Source organism: Alicyclobacillus sp. TC (assembly GCF_016804365.1).
GTDB classification, from domain to species: Bacteria; Bacillota; Bacilli; order Alicyclobacillales; family Alicyclobacillaceae; genus Alicyclobacillus_I; species Alicyclobacillus_I tolerans.
In genome coordinates, this window is sequence record NZ_CP044434.1 from 136,140 (window position 1) to 155,390 (window position 19,251).

At 46.6% G+C, this 19,251-nt stretch carries 21 protein-coding genes; 19 read left to right on the forward strand and 2 right to left on the reverse strand.

From position 1 onward, the window contains the following. Positions 1-36 precede the first annotated feature (36 nt). The 7 genes from FY534_RS00685 to ltrA all read left to right on the forward strand — a co-directional run bounded on the left by FY534_RS00685 (position 37) and on the right by ltrA (position 4,580). The gene (locus FY534_RS00685; RefSeq protein ID WP_072873604.1) at positions 37-309 is read left to right on the forward strand and encodes an HU family DNA-binding protein; all 273 of its coding nucleotides are present in this window, start codon (positions 37-39) and stop codon (positions 307-309) included. Further along, entirely contained in the window at positions 310-600 is a 291-nt protein-coding gene (locus FY534_RS00690) for an RNA-binding S4 domain-containing protein (RefSeq protein ID WP_072873603.1), read from the forward strand. A gap of 239 nt (positions 601-839) precedes the next feature. Beyond that, positions 840-1,103: a sporulation protein YabP gene (gene yabP / locus FY534_RS00695; RefSeq protein WP_072873602.1), complete on the forward strand. Its 264-nt coding sequence runs from the start codon at positions 840-842 to the stop codon at positions 1,101-1,103. Positions 1,104-1,109: 6 nt separating this feature from the next. Beyond that, the gene (yabQ, locus tag FY534_RS00700; RefSeq protein WP_207549715.1) at positions 1,110-1,694 is read left to right on the forward strand and encodes a spore cortex biosynthesis protein YabQ; all 585 of its coding nucleotides are present in this window, start codon (positions 1,110-1,112) and stop codon (positions 1,692-1,694) included. A gap of 51 nt (positions 1,695-1,745) precedes the next feature. Next, positions 1,746-2,102 carry an FtsB family cell division protein gene (locus FY534_RS00705; protein WP_083574116.1) on the forward strand — a complete coding sequence of 119 codons (357 nt, stop codon included), beginning with the start codon at positions 1,746-1,748 and terminating at the stop codon, positions 2,100-2,102. A 150-nt stretch (positions 2,103-2,252) separates the two neighbouring features. Beyond that, positions 2,253-2,672 (forward strand): S1 domain-containing RNA-binding protein, encoded by a 420-nt coding sequence (locus FY534_RS00710; protein ID WP_072873600.1) that lies wholly within the window; start codon positions 2,253-2,255, stop codon positions 2,670-2,672. Positions 2,673-3,164: 492 nt separating this feature from the next. Continuing rightward, on the forward strand, positions 3,165-4,580 hold the full coding sequence (gene ltrA / locus FY534_RS00715) for a group II intron reverse transcriptase/maturase (RefSeq protein ID WP_203114930.1): 1,416 nt from the start codon (positions 3,165-3,167) through the stop codon (positions 4,578-4,580). A 385-nt stretch (positions 4,581-4,965) separates the two neighbouring features. Here the strand turns inward: ltrA and cmpA are convergent, their stop codons facing one another. Both cmpA and FY534_RS00725 read right to left on the reverse strand, forming a co-directional pair. Further along, the gene (gene cmpA, locus FY534_RS00720; protein ID WP_129583530.1) at positions 4,966-5,115 is read right to left on the reverse strand and encodes a cortex morphogenetic protein CmpA; all 150 of its coding nucleotides are present in this window, start codon (positions 5,113-5,115) and stop codon (positions 4,966-4,968) included. A gap of 91 nt (positions 5,116-5,206) precedes the next feature. After that, the gene (locus FY534_RS00725) at positions 5,207-5,707 is read right to left on the reverse strand and encodes a ComE operon protein 2 (protein ID WP_072873598.1); all 501 of its coding nucleotides are present in this window, start codon (positions 5,705-5,707) and stop codon (positions 5,207-5,209) included. Between the two features lie 158 nt (positions 5,708-5,865). Here FY534_RS00725 and spoIIE point away from each other — a divergent pair, with 158 nt between their 5' ends. From spoIIE to lysS, 12 genes are all read left to right on the forward strand, one after another. Further along, positions 5,866-8,307: a stage II sporulation protein E gene (spoIIE, locus tag FY534_RS00730; protein ID WP_238413601.1), complete on the forward strand. Its 2,442-nt coding sequence runs from the start codon at positions 5,866-5,868 to the stop codon at positions 8,305-8,307. Between the two features lie 131 nt (positions 8,308-8,438). Then, positions 8,439-9,164, forward strand: coding sequence for a vWA domain-containing protein (locus FY534_RS00735; protein ID WP_203114931.1), 726 nt, complete (start codon positions 8,439-8,441; stop codon positions 9,162-9,164). After that, entirely contained in the window at positions 9,164-10,126 is a 963-nt protein-coding gene (locus tag FY534_RS00740) for a protein kinase domain-containing protein (RefSeq protein ID WP_072873596.1), read from the forward strand. The genes FY534_RS00735 and FY534_RS00740 overlap by 1 nt, the downstream gene beginning before the upstream one ends. A gap of 77 nt (positions 10,127-10,203) precedes the next feature. Then, positions 10,204-11,679: a tRNA lysidine(34) synthetase TilS gene (tilS, locus tag FY534_RS00745; RefSeq protein ID WP_072873595.1), complete on the forward strand. Its 1,476-nt coding sequence runs from the start codon at positions 10,204-10,206 to the stop codon at positions 11,677-11,679. A 10-nt stretch (positions 11,680-11,689) separates the two neighbouring features. Further along, on the forward strand, positions 11,690-12,232 hold the full coding sequence (gene hpt, locus FY534_RS00750) for a hypoxanthine phosphoribosyltransferase (protein ID WP_072873594.1): 543 nt from the start codon (positions 11,690-11,692) through the stop codon (positions 12,230-12,232). Between the two features lie 107 nt (positions 12,233-12,339). After that, positions 12,340-14,181: an ATP-dependent zinc metalloprotease FtsH gene (gene ftsH / locus FY534_RS00755; protein ID WP_072873593.1), complete on the forward strand. Its 1,842-nt coding sequence runs from the start codon at positions 12,340-12,342 to the stop codon at positions 14,179-14,181. Positions 14,182-14,289: 108 nt separating this feature from the next. Further along, on the forward strand, positions 14,290-15,171 hold the full coding sequence (gene hslO / locus FY534_RS00760) for an Hsp33 family molecular chaperone HslO (protein ID WP_072873592.1): 882 nt from the start codon (positions 14,290-14,292) through the stop codon (positions 15,169-15,171). A 165-nt stretch (positions 15,172-15,336) separates the two neighbouring features. After that, on the forward strand, positions 15,337-16,035 hold the full coding sequence (folP, locus tag FY534_RS00765) for a dihydropteroate synthase (protein ID WP_238413706.1): 699 nt from the start codon (positions 15,337-15,339) through the stop codon (positions 16,033-16,035). Further along, positions 16,013-16,513 (forward strand): 2-amino-4-hydroxy-6-hydroxymethyldihydropteridine diphosphokinase, encoded by a 501-nt coding sequence (gene folK / locus FY534_RS00770; RefSeq protein ID WP_072873591.1) that lies wholly within the window; start codon positions 16,013-16,015, stop codon positions 16,511-16,513. Before folP ends, folK begins: the two co-directional genes overlap by 23 nt. Beyond that, positions 16,494-16,727: a helix-turn-helix transcriptional regulator gene (locus FY534_RS00775; RefSeq protein ID WP_072873590.1), complete on the forward strand. Its 234-nt coding sequence runs from the start codon at positions 16,494-16,496 to the stop codon at positions 16,725-16,727. Before folK ends, FY534_RS00775 begins: the two co-directional genes overlap by 20 nt. Before the next feature lie 200 nt (positions 16,728-16,927). Continuing rightward, complete coding sequence (gene greA, locus FY534_RS00780) at positions 16,928-17,404, forward strand: transcription elongation factor GreA (RefSeq protein WP_203114932.1); 477 nt, start codon at positions 16,928-16,930, stop codon at positions 17,402-17,404. 157 nt (positions 17,405-17,561) lie between these two features. Further along, complete coding sequence (gene lysS / locus FY534_RS00785) at positions 17,562-19,052, forward strand: lysine--tRNA ligase (protein WP_072873588.1); 1,491 nt, start codon at positions 17,562-17,564, stop codon at positions 19,050-19,052. The last annotated feature ends 199 nt before the right edge of the window (positions 19,053-19,251 follow it).

Sequence of the window (19,251 nt, forward strand, 5' to 3'; positions counted from 1 at the left end):
TTGTTCCCGACATTCCCACAAAGGGGGCACTTTCCAGTGAATAAAGCAGATTTGGTCAATAAGGTTGCGGATAAAACCGGACTTAAGAAGAAAGATGCGGAAGCTGCTGTGAATAGCGTCTTTGAAAGTATTGAAGAAGCGCTTCGCGAAGGAGAAAAAGTTCAGGTCATTGGTTTTGGAACCTTTGAAACCAGAACGCGCGCAGCGAGGTCTGGCCGCAACCCGCAGACGGGTGAGACGATTGAGATTCCTGCTGCCACTGTACCAGCCTTTAAACCAGGCAATAAACTGAAAGAGCTGACTCGCTAATTGCGTCTAGACAAGTTTCTCAAGGTTTCGCGCTTAGTGAAAAGGCGAACACTGGCTAAAGAATTATGTGACGCAGGACGTGTGTCTTTGGGAGACAGGGTGGCAAAGGGTAGTAGCCCAGTTCAAATTGGGGATATTTTGTCAATTCGTTATGGACATAAAAGAATCACCGTAGAAGTGTTGCAGTTGATGGACAATCCCCGCAAAGAACAGGCGTCGTCCCTGTATAGGGTTCTTTCCGAAGAACGTCTTGAGCAGGTGAATACTCATTTTGTGGATGATGAAGAATAGACCCTTTGTATCACTGGGGTATGGTTTTCTTTCTATCCATAAGCAAACGATTTTCAAGAGTTAACTGATAGGAGTCAGCAAAAATTCATGGAGTCAAGAGCCTCCAAATTCACTGTTTGAAAAGTGGATTTGGAGGCTCCTGTATTTAGAAAAAAGCTTTTGCCATTTTCGGTTCTAAATTTTGCTCCCCATCCATAGCATGATGAAAGGACGGGCAGGCGAGGACTGGAGGTAGGCGTATGGCAGAATTGTCCACGCATCATATCCATTTGGATGGTCGTAGACGTGCTGATATCACAGGCGTTTCCAGCGTGGAAAGTTTCGATGTACATGAATTCACTCTGAAAACTACAGCCGGAATGTTGCAAGTCAAAGGCGCGAATCTCCATATGAAACATCTCGATCTTGAATCCGGACAGGTTATTATCGAAGGGACAGTTCATGGTATGCAATACATTCAAGAGAACAAGAAGAAGAGTATTAGTTCTCGGTTCAAGTGGTAAACCATGATGAATTCCAGCATGTACCTATTTACAATCAGTGCATCCGGATTTTTGATGGGCTGCGTATTCGATATTTATAATACCATTCTCTCTGAGCACCCTTTGTTGAGATGGTTGCGAACGTTGGCTGATTTGCTGTTTTGGCTTGTTTTTGCTGTGTGGGTCTATCATTTCTGTCTGGTGACTGATGAAGGAAGATTTCGCATTTACACACTCGGTATATTGTTGTTTGGATATGTGGTATATCGTCTGACATTGCGTAAATTGCTGTTGGGGAGCGTTGCGCTGTTAGTGAAACTGACGCGCATGATCTTTCGTATCGTTTGGCGAATCGTTTACGCAGTCGTGATTTGGCCGTTGCTCGCCTGCTGGAGGATTGTCTGGCGAATATGTTCTATTGCTTATTCAGTTCTTCAAAAATTAGAGAATATGCTGGTGACATTTTTAACTTTTGGACTGAAAATTCTTTTTTGGCCACTGAAAAGACCTTGGGAAAAGTTTAAACCCATGTTCTTGCCGTTTTTTGGGCACTGGGAAGGATTCTGGACAAAACTGTCGAACATGTTGAAACATCCACCGAATGCAGCATAAGCATAATGGAATGGCGTATGTTGCTTTTCATGAGACAGGGAGCGGTTCGCTTTGCCCAGACAATCTTCATATGCTTCACGTCAAGCTGCCCCGGATGTTGCACCCAGGATTTTCGTCCGCAAACCTTGGAGAAAGTTTTTGCGTCTTCGTTATGTGGCACTTTGCGTCGTGTTTGCGTATGCGGTTATTCACTATGAAACAGTGCAGCGCCCCATTCTTCAGCAATTGGAAGTGCAACATCAACAACTCAACAACCAGTTATCTCAGTTGAAAACGCAGAATACTTATTTAAAGAATCGAGTTCAGCAACTCAATAATCCTAGTTTTATTGAGAAATACGCAACCGATCATTTTGGTCTGATTGTACCGGGACAAATCCCGTTCACTGTTGCAAATTCCCAGCACTAAAGCGTGAGGGATGACAGTCTAAAATAAGACCATGATAAAAATGAATCGGTAAGTGGGGCAATTTAAGGCGGTTTGCTTGACACCAATTTTTCGTCTTTTCTATACTGTAGAATGGAAGTCTCTAAAATCCTAAGGAGGAAGCTCGTCTGTATGTCCATTGAGGTCGGCAGCAAAGTGTCTGGCAAAGTTACTGGTATAACAAATTTTGGCGCATTTGTCCTCTTGCCCGGAGGCGAAACGGGTCTTGTTCACATTTCGGAAGTTTCCAATAGTTATGTGAAAGATATTCGTGAGCATTTGCAAATGAATCAGGAAGTACTCGTTAAAGTAATTAATGTCGACCCAAGCGGCAAAATTGGTTTGTCCATTCGTCAGGCAGATGACCAAGCGCCAGCAGCCCGTCCAACCCGCGAGGGGAATTCTCGAGGTCGTAGCGGTGGTCACCACAATCAACAGAGAATGTCGTTTGAAGATAAAATGTCCCGCTTTATGAGAGACAGTGAGGAACGTTTAATGGCTTTGCGTCGCAGTGAATCCAAACGCGGGGGTCGTGGCGGTCGGCGCGGATGACAGCAGGCGAGCCTATCATTTCAGATTAGATTGTCTGTTATAGTCTTTGATAAGGGCACTCCATAGAGGAATGCCCCTTTACTTTTGTGCGCCCGGCATGGGCGTTGTCTCTACGGTGAGAGTCCGGAATGGTGAAGGTAGCAGTAGCCATTAGCTTAAGCCAAGGGTGTCCACCGTGAGGTGGAATCTGAAGGAAGGCGGCGGCAAACCTCCGACCCGAGGTTCACGAACTCCAATCGAGGCTAGCGACAGTTGGGTGAGTCTGCAAAACAAGACAAAGCCCTTGCTACCGAAGGCTGTCGAGAGTAAATGGAGCGGGTAGATGGAGGGAAAGACAACGTTCTTACCCGGGGAGGTCTGTCCGGCACGCCAGCGATGCTGGTAAGCGTTTCTGAAAGGAAACGTTGAACGGACAGAAGTCAGCAGAGGTCATACTACCTGCAAGGGGACGCCCAAGCAGGGAAGGACTGAACATGATTGTGAGGGTTGTTCATGGCAAGTTCGAGAGAGAAGCAAAGACAGCCGAATATCCCACGAGGGAGCTATCCTCAGGAGGAAGTGGTGAATCCACGGGGGACTGAGGAAGCGCCGAGTTTCTCTCCGGCACGACCCAATGAACCAGTCCGCGAGGAAAGTTGTATTGACCTGATGGAACAGGTAGTAGAGCGGGAAAACCTACTCTCAGCGCTACGCCGTGTGGAGAAGAATAAGGGAGCTGCCGGTGTCGATGGAATGGAGATAAAATCCCTTCGTCCATTCCTGATGGAAAACTGGGGGCGTATCCGAAGCGAACTCCTTCATGGAACCTACCAACCATTGCCCGTACGTCGAGTCGAAATCCCGAAGCCAGACGGTGGCGGCAAAAGGATGTTGGGAATACCAGCGGTGCTAGATCGCCTGATCCAACAGGCACTTCTGCAAGTATTGACACCCATCTTTGACCCAGAATTCTCATGGTACAGTTATGGTTTCCGCCAGGGGCGCAATGCCCACCAAGCGGTCAATCAGGCACAGATGTACATTGCCCAAGGCTACCGCTATGTTGTGGACATGGACTTAGCTCAGTTCTTTGACCGGGTGAACCACGACATGCTTATGGCACGAGTGGCTCGCAAGGCAAGAGACAAGCGAGTTCTGAAACTGATTCGTGGATACCTAAACGCAGGTGTCATGGAACACGGCGTATGTGTCTCTACCGAAGAGGGCGTTCCACAAGGCGGTCCACTCAGTCCATTACTCGCCAACATTATGTTGGATGACTTGGACAAAGAACTGACGCGACGCGGACACCGCTTCGTCAGATATGCCGATGACTGCAACGTGTACGTGAAGAGTCGCCATGCAGGAGAAAGGGTCATGGAAAGTGTGCGCAGATTTGTGGAAGAGCGACTCAAGCTTAAAGTCAATGTGGATAAGAGTGCAGTAGACCGACCGTGGAAACGCAAGTTTCTTGGGTTCTCATTCACACCTAACAAAGTGCCGCGAATTCGAATAGCACCAAAGTCACTGAAGCGATTCAAGGACAAGGTCAGACAACTTACCTCGCGAAGTCGGGGACAGTGCATGGAACAAAGACTCGATTGGCTCAACGCATATCTAAGAGGGTGGGCAGGCTACTACCGCCACGCTCAGACCCGTAGTGTGTTCGAGGACTTAGACAAGTGGATACGTCACCGATTGAGAATGTGCTTCCTTAAGCAATGGAAGAAACCTAAGACAAAGCGACGAAACCTCGTCGTCCTTGGGATTCCCGAGGAATGGGCAGTCCTGATAAGCGGTTCACGCAAGGGCTACTGGAGACTCTCAAATACCCCACAAATGAATAAAGCCCTCGGTCTTGCCTATTGGCGTGACCGAGGACTGGTTAGCTTAGTTGAGCGATACGATGTGATTCGTTCCACAACATGAACCGCCGTATACCGAACGGTACGTACGGTGGTGTGAGAGGACGGGGGTTAGTCACCCCCTCCTACTCGATTGGACAGAACCGCGCGTTCGGCCATCGTTCTGGTACATGCTGTCCTGTCCATTTTTTGACTGATGCATTCTGGAGAATGTAACTGGTTTATCCAGACATTAATTGGTGGTATTCCATTCAAAATAACATGACACAAGGAGAGAATCAGATGGGGGAACCCTATTTTCTTCAGTACCAACTTTCCGACGATAGAGTTGTGATGTTGCAGTTCTCCAACATAAACGATAGGGACGGCTGCCATATCTCTCTTGATATGTACAAAGCCCAACTGGGCCCTGTTACTCAAGCTGTGATGGAACGCATTTTAGCTAAGTTTCAGGGCACAGTGTGGGGAGGATTAGACCAATCGTAATGACTATCCCGCCTCTGGCGGTATCGATAGTACGCTTCATTGAGCATCACAATCGATTGAACGTCACGATTATAAAAAGCTCGTTTCAACTGCTTGCACAGCCAATCAGGCATCGGTATTCCTCCGTCCTGAGTGTGATGTGCCTCTTGCATACGCAAAGGCAGAGTCAATGACCTCTGCTCTATCATACGCATGGATAGCTTGTCACGCGCCACTTGCAGACGAATTTACCGCTTGCAGCAAAATATCAAAGCGGCTCTGCACTTGGCGTGTTTGCACGCCAGCCTTTTCCAGTAATTCGATGGCATATGTGTTGGGGCGGTAGTCAAATTCAAAGCATACTTCACGTATGCCAGCTTGAATCAAACTCTTTGTGCAGTTTAAACAGGGCCGATGGGTTACGTAAAGCTGAGATCCGTCCACAGCAATACCTAATTTTGCACACTGCAGCAAGGCGTTTTGCTCGGCATGAATAGCGCGTATACAATGACCATCTTCCATCTTGCAACCCACATCAATGCAATGAACGTCCCCTGCTAGAGAACCATTGTAACCACTGGCCACAATTCGCTTATCGCGAACAATGACACACCCAACCGCCAATCGGGCACAGGTCGAACGAAACGACATGACTCGACTTTGTGTGGCAAAAAACTCATCCCATGACATCCTTGGTGTTTGTGTGTTCGATGAGGCAAAATTCATGGATAAGTCATCCTCTCTATAAAAATCGTCCGTTAAACCTTCAGGAAACTTGGCAGATGATGTCGGAAGATTTTATCTTGCAACCTCCTTGGTTTGACAAAATCAGCGTCATGCTCCGCCTATACTGGTCATACAAATAACAGGAAGGGGCTCGGCTCATGTCACACCTATCCCTGGTGGGAAAAGCGGATCGACCATCATCACAAAAAGCTGCGTTGGTGCGAGTGCACTGGCAACGTGCAGTATTGCTTGCTGGAATGGCTTTTGTTCTTGGACACGCTACTATTCTACACGCAGTATCACCCTTTGGTTTTGCTTTCTTTGTAATTTTGCACGAACGCGGTGGACGAGGCAGGCGATTTCCTGCCTATGCTGCAGTATTGGGAGCCCTGGCTGGTGGGGGAGTTTACGCTGCTGCTGGCATGCTTTTGCAATTTTTTATGTACCGCGCTGTGCGTCTGTATATATTGCGCAAACCGTTTGCCGATTTTCGGTTTATTCCACTGATTGCAGGCGTAGTAGCGCTCTGCAGCAAGTTGTTGTTGATTGGCACTGTCTGGACGCAGATGGATGTTCTGCTGGCTCTGGCTAATGCAGCGCTAGTCACTTTGTTGTGCCTGATTTTTATTCAGTGCATTTCCATATTCATTGGCAAAGAAGCCGTTAAATCTCTACGTCACGAACAAGTAGCGGCGCTTATCATTCTTGCTGGATCTGTAGTCATGGGTTTGTCTGATTGGAAAATACATGATGTTTCAATCGCCTCCATAGCCGTGAACTGGATGATATTAATGATAGCTTGCGGCGGTATGGGGATGGCTGCAGCAGGTGCTATTGTGTTGAGCTTACTTTCATTACTGAGTCATCAGGGCAATATGGCGGATGTAGCCATTAGTGGATTTGGAGGCTTTCTGTCGGGGCTTTTAAAGGATGCCAACCGCTTCTGGATCGGTCTAGCCTTTGTACTGTCCACTACAGTACTTGCTATGTCAACATCCAGTGATTGGCATGGTTTAGCGAATCATGCTTTAGCTGCTTCGATTGCGACAGTAATTTATTGGTTAACCCCGCGCCGTTTGCATCTTGAAGTAGCATCGTATGTTCCAGGAACATTAGAAAATCGCCAGTCAGAGCAAGATCGTGTGCGTCGTATGAATCAGTTGATGGCTGAAAAAATCGAGCAATTCGGACAAATATTCGAAGAATTAGCCGTTACTTTTGCCGATCACGGTGAAAATCCATATACTACCGCGCAACAGTTGGTTACGCACATGGTCAGTACGACAGCTGGTCAGGTTTGTTCAGGATGTGCGAGACGTGCCACCTGTTGGGATAAACAAGGTATCCAAACTTACCAGGCTATGGCCAATACCATTAGCCAAATTGAAAGCTGTCCACCTGGCAAAGCATTTCCTACTCATGATTTAAAAGAACGCTGTTGTCGGCTTGACGCTATGATGGGGGTTTTAAAATACAATCTGGATCTTACGTATCGAGATGAAAAATGGATGGCTAAATTGCACGATTTGCGTACACTGGTAGCCGCCCAACTTGGTGGAGTTGCAGCAGTTGTCCGGGCAATTACAGACGAAATTGAAGAATCCGAACGCAGTGCGCTCTCAGATGAAGAACAGATACTAGCGGCTCTTGAAAAATTAGGATTGTATGTCGACCGGGTGCATATTGTTTCGTTGGATGCCGGCAAAATTCATATTGAAGTTTTGCAACCGACTGACAGGGCATATGAAACGTCAACAAAAGTGATTGCTCCACTGCTGTCGGGTGTGGTTGGTGAAACACTCTCACTGTCAAAGCTTGATGCAAATGGTGATGGATACAGTATCTGTGTCTTTGCGTCTGCTCGCCGCTACAGTGTCCATACAGCAGTTGCTAGCGCTGCGCGAGGTGGACGAATTGTCTCTGGAGATACTCATACGGCAGTTGATTTGGGGAACGGACGCTTTGCGATTGCCGTTTCAGACGGTATGGGTAATGGAGAACGCGCACGCCGTGAGTCTCGTGCTGCCATTGAACTTCTCAAAAAACTTTTGAAAGCTGGATTTGATGAACAGTTGGCCATTCGTACAGTCAATTCCACCTTACTTTTACGCAGTCAGGATGAGATGTTTGCCACGCTCGATATGGCTTTGATAGATCTATACAGCGCCAAGACAGAATTTTTGAAAGTTGGTTCCGCACCGTCTTATATTTTGCGAGGCAATGATATTATGACCATCACTGGCGCGGGTGTACCCATTGGTATTTTGCAAGATATCGATGTTCAGGCGGTCACGGAAGATTTGCAAGATGGAGATATTCTCATTCTTATTTCAGATGGGATTTATGATGCACCCAAAGAAACTTTCGAGCCTTCTGATTGGTTGCAGCAGCAATTGCGTATGTTGAAAACACGCGATGCCCAAAGTATTGCAGACACACTTGTGGAAGCGGCAGTGCGTGCTAACAACGGTAAAATTGCTGACGATATGACAGTGGTTGTAGCAAAAGTGGGAAAGTTTGAGCCAGAATGGGCCACCATTAAGATTCCTGGTGTACAAGGCTTGCGACGTAAGGCGGACAAGCGTAGACGAGGCGCCTGACAAAGAAAGACACCCAAGTTTCAATATTTTTTGGAACTGATAAATGAATAGCTGAAATTTCATAGAGTGAGAATGTCCACACCATTGGCTGACCATACTGGTAGAAGAACCAGATGTGGAAGTCGATGGAGGTGGACGTTTTGTCTCTGGAAGCCAAGATGAAGCAGATTTTAGTGATTACAGATGGTTGTTCCAATGTTGGAGAATCCCCGATAGAAGCGGCTGCTGATGCGCGTCGTCAGGGTATCGCAGTGAATGTCATTGGTGTAGTAGAAAAAGGCGAGATGGGCGGCGCAGGGCGTGATGAAGTCATGCGTATTGCAGAGGCGGGAAATGGTATGTGCCGGATCGTTCAACCCAGCGATTTATCAGCTACTGCTCAAATGATGACACATCAGACTATGCAGTTGACCTTACAGCAAGCGGTTAATGCAGAATTGAAATCGGTTCTCGGAAAAACGCAGGAGGAACTTCCGCCTGAAGAACGTGCTCGTGTGACTTCTGTGGTAGACAAATTACAGGAAGAACTGCATCTGGATTTAATAGTACTCATTGATACGAGCGCTAGTATGAAACACAAAATGGACATGGTACGCGAGGCTGTGCGGGACTTATCTTTTTCGCTCAGCGCCAGAATGGGTTCTTCACGAGTGGCAGTCGCTGTTTTTCCAGGACAACGGGGAAATTGGGTAGAGACGGTGCAGACTTTCTCTGCTACTCTTGACCCCAAAGCATTAGAGCGTTGCTATGTAGCGAGTGGAGGTACACCTACGGGTCCGGCTATTCGTCATGCTTTGCAGTTGTTTCAGGAAAAAACGGAAAGTGGAATTGATGAGCAATGGGCGGCGCTTGACTAATGGTGACCCGCCTGCTGCAGCCAGGCCAAGTGCTTGTTGGTAAATGGCAAAAAAACAGTTATCGTATTCTCCAGCCGCTTGGGCAGGGAGCAAACGGTGAAGTCTATCTGGCGCAATCTATCATGAACAAGCAGGAAGTGGCGCTTAAAATCAGCAGTAACTCGCATGAAATCGCAGGTGAATGGCGACTACTCAGACAACTTTCCGCAGTAAGTCACGCTTTGCCGAAACCGATTGAACTAGATGATGCACAGCATGCACCACTGTACTTTTACAGTATGGAACGTATTGCCGGACAGCCGCTGACAAAAGTTCACCAGCATCTGCGCCAGACGGAAATCGATCGATTATTTGCTGCCTATCTTCAGGTTTTACATGAGTTTCACCAGGCTGGATTCGCTTTTTCTGATGTCAAACCAGAAAATTTATTGGTTGAAAGCGGGACGGATGGCAGGTTGCAAGCGCGTGTGGTTGATATAGGCGGTGTCAGTGCCTTTGGTCGATCCGTTCGACAATACACGCCAACAAGTGATCGTGCCTATTTCGGCTTAGGTACGCGTTCAGCCGACGCGATGTATGATTTGGTAGGGCTCTCGCTGGTTTTTCTTCAGTTGCAACAACCATTGCCTGTTCATCGCATGGGTCGTGTGGAAGATCGCCAGCGCTATGTTTTTACAGCACTGCAACTTATGCCTAAAACGAGAAGAAAAACAGTCATTGACGCTATTTTGCATGGCCAGGTGCAATCGGCGGCAACTGCGCTTTCTCTGTTTCATTCAGCTAAAAGCAACAAGAAGAGACAAACCATGCCAAAGCCTGCTCGGCAGAAAAAGTCAATGGCTACTTCTCCATCACCGCGATCGAAAAAAAAGAAATGGGACTGGACAGAGCGCCTGATGTGGTTTTCTTTGACGACGGCGGCGATTGCTACACTTGCGGCCTGGACGGTATTTTTACTATGATGAAGCAAATTGGGCGCGTGGTTCTGAATGCGGTTTGCAGATAAGGATTGAGCCGCTGCGATGAGTCAAGGTGGATTATGCGGAAATCATCAGTAGTTTCAGTACATGAGTTTTTGCAAATATGGCTCAGCATGGCGAAGCAAAAAAAGCTTCAAAGAGTTCTTGTTGCCTGCTCAGGCGGTGTGGATTCTGTAGTGCTTTTGCGAATGCTAGCCAGTTTGCAATCTTCCCTCTCTTTGCAGTTGGTGGTAGGGCATGTCCATCATGGATTGCGCGAAACGGCTAATCGTGACGCCCGCTTTGTTCAGGAATTGGCTGAACAGCTTCACTTGCCAGCTGAGATAGAGTATGTCCACTTGCAAGACATCAGCATTCAACATCGGCGCGGTACGGAGGCGGACGCTCGTCATTTACGCTATCAGGCTTTGCTTCGCATGGCAGAGAAATATCAATGTGATGCGATTGCCGTTGCTCACCATGCTGACGATCAGGTGGAAACGGTATTGTGGAGATTGTTGCGCGGCGCTTATTTGTCGGGGTTGCAGGGAATGCAGGCTGAGTCAGTTGTTCCACAAAGCCATATGCGCTTGCTCCGGCCACTTCTCTCTTTTTCCAAGCAAGCTATTGAGAAAACAGCTCAACAAAACGGATGGTCCTGGGTTGAAGATGAAAGCAATCAGTCGCTTCGCTTTCTTCGCAATCGTTTGAGGCAGCGTGTGTTGCCAGAACTTCGCGCTATTGAACCCAATGTTTCAGAGATAATTGGACGTTTTACAGCAATGGTTCGTGAAGAAAATGATTGGCTGAATGATTGGGCCAAACAATTATTCAATACGTATATTACATATGACGAGACTTTATCAGCGTATCATTTGTCTACAAATCAATGGATAGAGTTGCCGATTCCTTTACAAAGAAGGGCAATTCACCTACTATTGACATGTTTTCCGACGGAAATCAATTGGACTGCGCGCCACGTGGAAGATCTGCGGAAATTGGCCAGCAGCAAAGATCCGTCGGCTGGCATTGATTTGCCGGGCGGATTTTTAGCGTGGCGTATTTATTCTCAATTGTGGGTGGGCCCTCGACCTCGTTTCTTGAACACTAAGCGGCAAACTGTTCGGGAAGTCCTTCTCAACGAAGGAGAGTGGGCTGATGAGCTTGGATGGATTTGGCGTCTTACACGTCATCATATATCAAACTTGGTGTCAGGTAATGATTGGGGATGGACGGTTCATTTACCGCCAGAAATCCATTCGTTGAGCATTGAAGACTGCAATCGAAGCTGGCGTGTCAAGACACGGGTCGGATCGAAAAAAATTCAGGACTTGATGACAGATAGTAAGTTGCCGAAAATGTTGCGAGCTGCCTGGCCAGTTGTAAAAGCTGGCGACTGGCTGTGGATTCCAGGTTTGTATAGCTCATCGCGAATTCATTCAAAGGATGCAGAGATTGCCCGTTGGACCTTACAAACCATTCCGCCCAAACATGTGCAAAGTTTGTTGCAAGCTGAGGAATGCAGAATTTTATGGAGAAGGGACAAGGAGGAGTAGATTTTCTGTCATGCAAAAAGACCTAGAGAGCATACTGTTCGATGAAGAGCAAATTCAACAGCGCATTCAAGAGTTGGGGAAACAGTTAGCTGTCGAGTACAATGAGAAAAATCCGCTTTTTATCTGTGTCCTCAAAGGCGCAGTGCTCTTTATGGCGGATTTGATTAAGCGGGTAGATGTTCCGCTTGAAATTGATTTTATGGCAACCTCCAGTTATGGAGATGCCTCAAAATCATCAGGTGTTGTGCGTATTTTAAAGGATCTTGACAGACCTGTGGAAGGTCGGCATGTGGTAATTGTCGAAGATATTGTGGACTCTGGTTTGACACTGCGCTATTTGCGCGAAACCCTCTTGCATCGAAAGGCAGCATCTGTGAAAATTGTTTCGCTGTTTGACAAACCGGAGGGCAGGCAAGTGGACATTGAACCGGATTGGTTTGGTTTTCGTGTACCCAATGCTTTTATTGTAGGATATGGACTGGACTATGCTGAACGCTATCGGAATCTGCCTTATGTAGGCATTTTAAAAGCCGAGATTTATCAGGAGTCATGACGTTCAACAGATCTGTCACAAAGGATTCATGGCCTCCTTCCGCTCTGCTGTTGTCTATTCAGTCCTTATGGTACAATATTCCCGCCATGACCGAGAGGAGGTAAGGCATGAACAGGTTTTACCGCAGCATTGTTTTCTATGTGCTGATTTTGCTAGCCATCGTCGGAGTGGTGGACTTTCTGACAAATTCAAGCCGCCCGCAATCGACGATAGCCTATAGCCAATTTGTGAGCGATATCAAATCGCATGAAATTTCCGGTCCGGTTTATGTGACTCCAGATGGGCTAACGCTTACCATTGACGGTACGCTCAGTGACGGAAAGAAGTTTTCTACCAGGGGTCTGAATGACGATAACGTCTATCCTCTTCTGGAAAATAATAAAGTCGACTTCTACGTCAATCAGCAACCAAAAGAATCTGTTTGGATTCAATTTTTAACTTCCATTATTCCGTTTGTCTTTGTTTTTGTCATTATGTTCTTCCTGTTTAATCAGGCACAAGGCGGCGGCAGCCGAGTCATGAACTTTGGCAAAAGCAGGGCAAGACTTTACACTGAGGAAAAACGTCGCGTTACTTTTCGTGATGTAGCTGGTGCGGATGAAGAAAAGGCTGAATTGGAAGAAATTGTAGAGTTTCTTAAAGATCCCAAACGCTTTTCACAACTCGGTGCCCGCATTCCCAAAGGTGTACTTCTGGTAGGGCCGCCTGGTACGGGTAAAACTTTGCTGGCTCGTGCGGTTGCGGGAGAAGCTGGCGTTCCCTTTTTTAGTATTTCAGGTTCTGACTTTGTAGAAATGTTTGTCGGTGTCGGTGCATCACGTGTGCGTGATTTGTTTGAAACTGCCAAGAAAAACGCACCTTGTATCATTTTTATTGACGAAATTGATGCAGTTGGACGTCATCGTGGAGCAGGTCTCGGTGGCGGTCATGATGAACGTGAACAAACACTCAACCAATTGCTTGTAGAGATGGACGGTTTCTCGGGAAATGACGGCATAATTATTATTGCTGCCACCAACCGTCCAGATATCCTCGATCCAGCGCTGCTGCGTCCAGGCCGTTTTGACCGCCAGATTGTGGTCAATCGTCCTGATGTAAAAGGCCGTGAGGAAATTTTAAAGGTGCATGCTAGAAACAAGCCGTTTTCTTCTGATATTCGCTTGGATGTGATTGCTAAGCGGACACCCGGGTTTACAGGAGCCGATTTGGAAAATGTCCTCAATGAGGCAGCACTATTAGCGGCTCGCAAGCGAGAAACCCGCATTACCAATCGCGATATTGATGAAGCGATTGACAGAGTGATGGCTGGCCCGGAAAAACGCTCGAGGGTGATTAGTGAACATGAGCGTAAACTGGTAGCCTTCCATGAAGCTGGGCATGCAGTGATTGGCTATTATGTGCAGGCTGCGGACACAGTTCATAAAGTCACCATTATTCCCCGCGGAATGGCGGGTGGGTATACGGTTACCTTGCCTAAGGAAGATCGTTATTTCATGACACGGCAGGAGATGTACGATCGCATCTGTGGATTGTTGGGTGGTCGAGTCGCGGAAGAGATTGTTTTAGGCGAAATTAGCACAGGTGCATCCAACGATTTAGAGCGAGTTACGGAAATTGCTAGGCAAATGGTGACTCAGTATGGTATGAGCGACAAACTTGGCCCCATGCAATACGGTAGCCGTCAAGGTCAAGTCTTCTTAGGCAAAGACCTGTCGTCAGAAGCCAATTATAGTGACAGAGTTGCCTTTGAGATTGACGAAGAAATGAAGCGGATAGTTGAAGATTGTCATGAGCGCACTCGCAAGATTTTGACGGAACGTCGAGATCGGCTGGATGCTTTGGCCAATCTTCTCCTGGAAAAAGAGACGATTGATGAATTTGAGATTCGGGCCATTATGGAAGGCAAATCACCAGAAGAGGTAATAGCAGAACAGAATAAAGACCTCTAGATAATAGATGGCAAGGGAAAATGCGTTTTGAAGAAAAGCAGCATTGACAGGAGATTCTAACGACAACCCTCTACATGGGGGTTGTTCGTCATTCTAGGAGGTTTAAACATGAAAAGCGCACCTGACCAGTTAGTGAGGGCAACGATATTGAATGGTCGTGGTCGTGCTCTGGCATGCGTTACGACGAACGTTGTCAATGAGATGCAGGGTCGACACCATACTTGGCCGGTGGCCACGGCTGCATTAGGAAGAACAGCAAGTATTGCCCTCATGATGGGGCAACAATTGAAAAATGAAGAGCGTCTGACACTTCGTATTGATGGAGACGGTCCGCTTGGACGCATTCTCGTAGATGCGGACGCTTTTGGCAATGTGCGGGGATACGTGGACAATCCGTTTGTTGATTTGCCAGCCAATTCAAAAGGTAAGTTGGATGTTGGCAGAGCTGTTGGCAGAGGTACTCTCTATGTTACACGAGATACCGGTTTGAGAGATTATTATACAGGTTCGGCAGCTATCCAGACAGGTGAGATTGCAGATGATTTCACTTATTATTTTGCTGTATCCGAACAGACGCCCTCTGCTGTGGGAGCAGGGGTACTCGTTGGGACAGACAATCGTGTTATCTGTGCAGGCGGGTTTCTCTTGCAATTGCTTCCCGGGCATGAAGAAAATGACATTGAAAAGCTGGAAGAACGGTTGTCTTCTATGCAAAGTGTAACTGACATTCTACAAACAGGTAAGAGTGCAGAAGAATTACTTTATTTGCTCGATCCCGATGCACACTTGCTCAATCGAGTAGCTGTACAATTTGCTTGTAACTGCTCTCGTGAACGATTTGCGGCAGCAATGAAAAACCTCGATGTCTCAGAACTCCGCAGTATGATGGAAGAAGACAAAGGAGCAGAAGCGGTTTGTCATTTTTGCGCTGCAAAATACTTTTTTGGCGTAGAAGAGATAGAAGGCTGGATTGCTGAACAACAGTCCTAAATTTATCGAGCCTGCTATCGCGTCTTCGCTTGCGTGGAGTGTCATTGGAAAGAAGGGTAACACAGTGCGTACAAAAGTGATGGGGATTTTGAATGTAACACCTGACTCTTTTTCTGACGGGGGATTTATTTTTCCCCGACTGATGCGCTGAACCATGCGTATCGCCTGGTTGAAGAAGGCGCAGACTGGTTGGACGTGGGTGCCGAAAGCACGCGACCAGGTCACCAATCCGTTACATCTGAAGAGGAATGGCGAAGATTGCAGCCTGTACTCAAAGATCTTGCGCTTCATTGTCCGATTCCCATTAGTGTAGATACGTATAAACCTGAGATAGCGGCACGTGCTCTTGAATGCGGCGTGAGCGGTATCAACGATGTTTGGGGTGCCCTGCACCATAAAGAGATGCTACAAGTAGTCAGTGACGCCAACTGTATTTATTTTTGGATGCATAACCGAGACAGCCGACCTTTAGGGAATGGTCTCGCAGAACTTCTTCAGGAAACACGGTCTGGTATAGAACGCTGCTTATCTGCAGGTATTGCGAGAGAACGTCTGGTCATAGATCCGGGAATAGGTTTTGCTAAGGATACCCATCAAAATCTATCTGCTTTGCGAATTTTGCCGCATTATACAAAACTGGGTCAATCCGTTTTGCTCGGTGTCAGTCGGAAACGATTTATTGGAGAAATTCTTTCGGCAGATGTATCCGATCGATTAGAAGGAAATCTGGCTATTGCTGCATATGCAATAATGGAAGGTGTGGAATACTTGCGCGTCCATGACGTGAAGGCGACTGTGCGCGTTTGTCGGATGCTTGAGGCTGTACAAGACAAGGAGGACGATGGGCAGCAAAATGGTCCATGAGGTATTTATAGCCCTGGGTTCCAATCAGGGTAGGAGAATTCACCATTTACAACGAGCTGTAGAAGCTCTTACCTGTTTATCAGAAGGGCCAGTACGTTGTTCTTCAGTATATGAGACGACCCCGGTTGGATATCTTGAACAGCCAGATTTTCTGAATATGGTGATGTCTATACAAACATCACTGGAACCTTTGCAATTGCTTCAAACCTTACATGAAATAGAACAGAACGAGGGGCGTGTGCGAGCGATACAGAACGGACCGCGTACGCTTGATTTAGATATTCTCCTTTATGATAATTTGTCTGTATGCTATCAAATGTTGCAGATTCCTCATCCGAGGATGTGGGAAAGAGGTTTCGTCATCATTCCACTGGCAGAGTTAGTTCCGCAAAGGCGCGGTCTTGGAGGAGTAACGCTGGCTGAAATGGCCGAAAACCTTTCGGAAAGTGGGGTTGAATATGTCGGACACATTTGGTAGACGAATTCGCGCTTATCGCAAGCTGAAATGTTGGACACAAGAAGAGCTGGCCAAAGAATTAGGAGTTTCCCTAACGATTGTTGGATCATTAGAAAGAGGGACGCGTCAACCGAGTCAAGAAATGATACATAAACTGGGTAATGTTTTGGATGTTACAGAGGAAGAACTTTTGAGTGATAAAATGAGCCTCTCGCCCATAAAAGATAACAGATAAGCATATGTATACGCTGTCTGGTACGCATTGACAAGCCTCAGGAGCGTATCTATAATTGCCACTAGACATTGTGTCCGGAATGGGTTTACAGAGCACTGCCGGTGTCCCCGGTGGTGCTCTATCCCATATATTGTGCGAAATGGCTTGGAGAATTCGCGTCTGTACATCGGCACTTGTCGGCAAAAAGGAGCGATATTGCTATGGCAGAAAAAGAAGTTCTTTTGACTCCCGAAGGGTTGCGAAAACTCGAAGAAGAACTGGAACAGTTAAAAAGCGTGAAACGCCGTGAAGTGGCAGAACGCATCAAACTGGCCATATCGTATGGAGATATCAGTGAGAATTCGGAATATGAGGACGCTAAGAATGAACAGGCGTTTATTGAAGGCAGAATCATGACTTTGGAAAAGATGCTTCGCAATGCGCGAATCATCAATGAAGATGAGGTCGATACCAACTCTGTATCCATTGGCTCAACCGTATTGCTTAGAGATATGGAATTTAATGAAGATGTGGAATATACCATCGTTGGTTCGGCAGAAGCCAATCCAGCAAGCAACAAGATATCCAATGAATCACCGGTAGGACGCGCGTTGCTTGGTAAATCCATTGGCTCTGTGGTAGATGTTGCTGTTCCTGCAGGAACCATCAAGTTCAAAATTTTAGAAATTCGCCGTTAAAGCATTGGTCTCATGAGTGGGGTATCCATGAAATGGCTGTGTTTTAGTTGTCTTAGAATCACTAAAACATGTTTGCAGTTGGCATAACCATGCGCTCTTTTATGAAAAATGGCGAGGGAGAATTTCCCTCGTCTTTCCGTGCAGGAGGAATGTTTGAATGGATGAGTTCGATTTAATGAGTGTCCGTTTGGAAAAATTGGACGAGTTGCGAAACAAAGGTGTCTATCCATATGGCCATCGATATGATGTTACTCACCATGCGAGCGATATTTTAAATGCCGCAGGCGAGAAAAGCAAAGAGGAATTGGAAGAAATGTCGATGCGTGTTCGGATAGCAGGACGGATGATGATTCGCCGCGGGCATGGCAAAGCTTCTTTCGCCGTAATGCAAGATCGGACAGGTAGTATTCAAATTTATGCCAAGCAAGATGTGCTCGGGGAAGAAGGATACGAAATTTTTCAGTTGCTCGATCTCGGTGACATCATAGGTGTTGAAGGTACAGTATTTCGCACCAATCGCGGTGAAGTGACAGTGCTTTGTCAGAAACTTGATGTGTTATCTAAGGCTTTGCGCCCATTGCCTGAGAAATGGCATGGACTTAAAGATGTTGAAACGCGTTATCGGCAAAGATATCTTGACCTGATTGTCAATCCAGAAATTCGCGACACTTTTATGGCGCGATCAAAAATTATTCAAGCGATACGTGAATATTTGGATAAAGAAGGATTTCTGGAAGTGGAAACACCTACTTTGCATACTGTGGCCAGTGGAGCACATGCACGACCTTTCCACACGCATCATAATGCACTCGATATACCACTTGTATTGCGCATTGCGCTTGAACTTCATCTAAAACGGTTGATTGTTGGTGGTTTGGAGAGAGTTTATGAAATAGGTCGTGTATATCGAAACGAAGGTATTTCCACACGCCACAATCCTGAATTCACTATGCTTGAGCTATATCAAGCGTATGCAGATTTTCATGATATCATGGATTTAACTGAGAATTTAGTGCGACATGCCGCATCAGCCGTACATTCAACATTAGATATTACGTATGGAGAATATACCATTCATCTTCAAGGGCCGTGGCGGCGCGTACATATGGTTGACGCAATCCGTGAACAGACAGGCGTAGATTTCTGGCCCGTTCACGATTTGGAGACGGCGCGGCAGTTAGCTCATGAACATCATATTCAAATTAGTGACGAAATGAGGTATGGTCACATTGTCAACGAATTTTTTGAGCAACGTGTAGAATCCACGTTGATTCAGCCAACGTTTGTCTATGGGCATCCAGTGGAGATTTCTCCCCTTGCAATCAAGAATAAAGAGGATGAGCGATTTACCGATCGTTTTGAATTGTTTATTGTGGGTCGAGAGCATGGCAACGCATTCTCAGAATTAAATGATCCGCTGGATCAAAGAGACCGTTTTCTGAAACAAATGGAAGAACGGGCCGCTGGCAATGAAGAAGCGCAAGAATTGGATGAAGATTTTTTGCTGGCACTCGAACAGGGTATGCCACCAACAGGAGGGCTCGGCATCGGGATAGACCGTTTAGTGATGCTCTTGACGAATCAGCCTTCCATTCGAGATGTTCTCTTATTTCCTCTCTTGCGTGAACGACGCGATGAGCGCTCCTAAATATCTTATAGTGCATAGATCAACATGGCCTGCTTATAGCAGGTCAATATTTTGTGTGGAAAAAAATACATGATTATTTTTTTGGAAAAGGGGTTGCAAAAAAGTTCGGAGGGAGGTAAGATAGTCGCTGTCGCTGCAAGAGGGGACGCGAAAGAGAGCCTTGGCAGCGAGAGAACCTTGAAAACTAAACACGCACAAG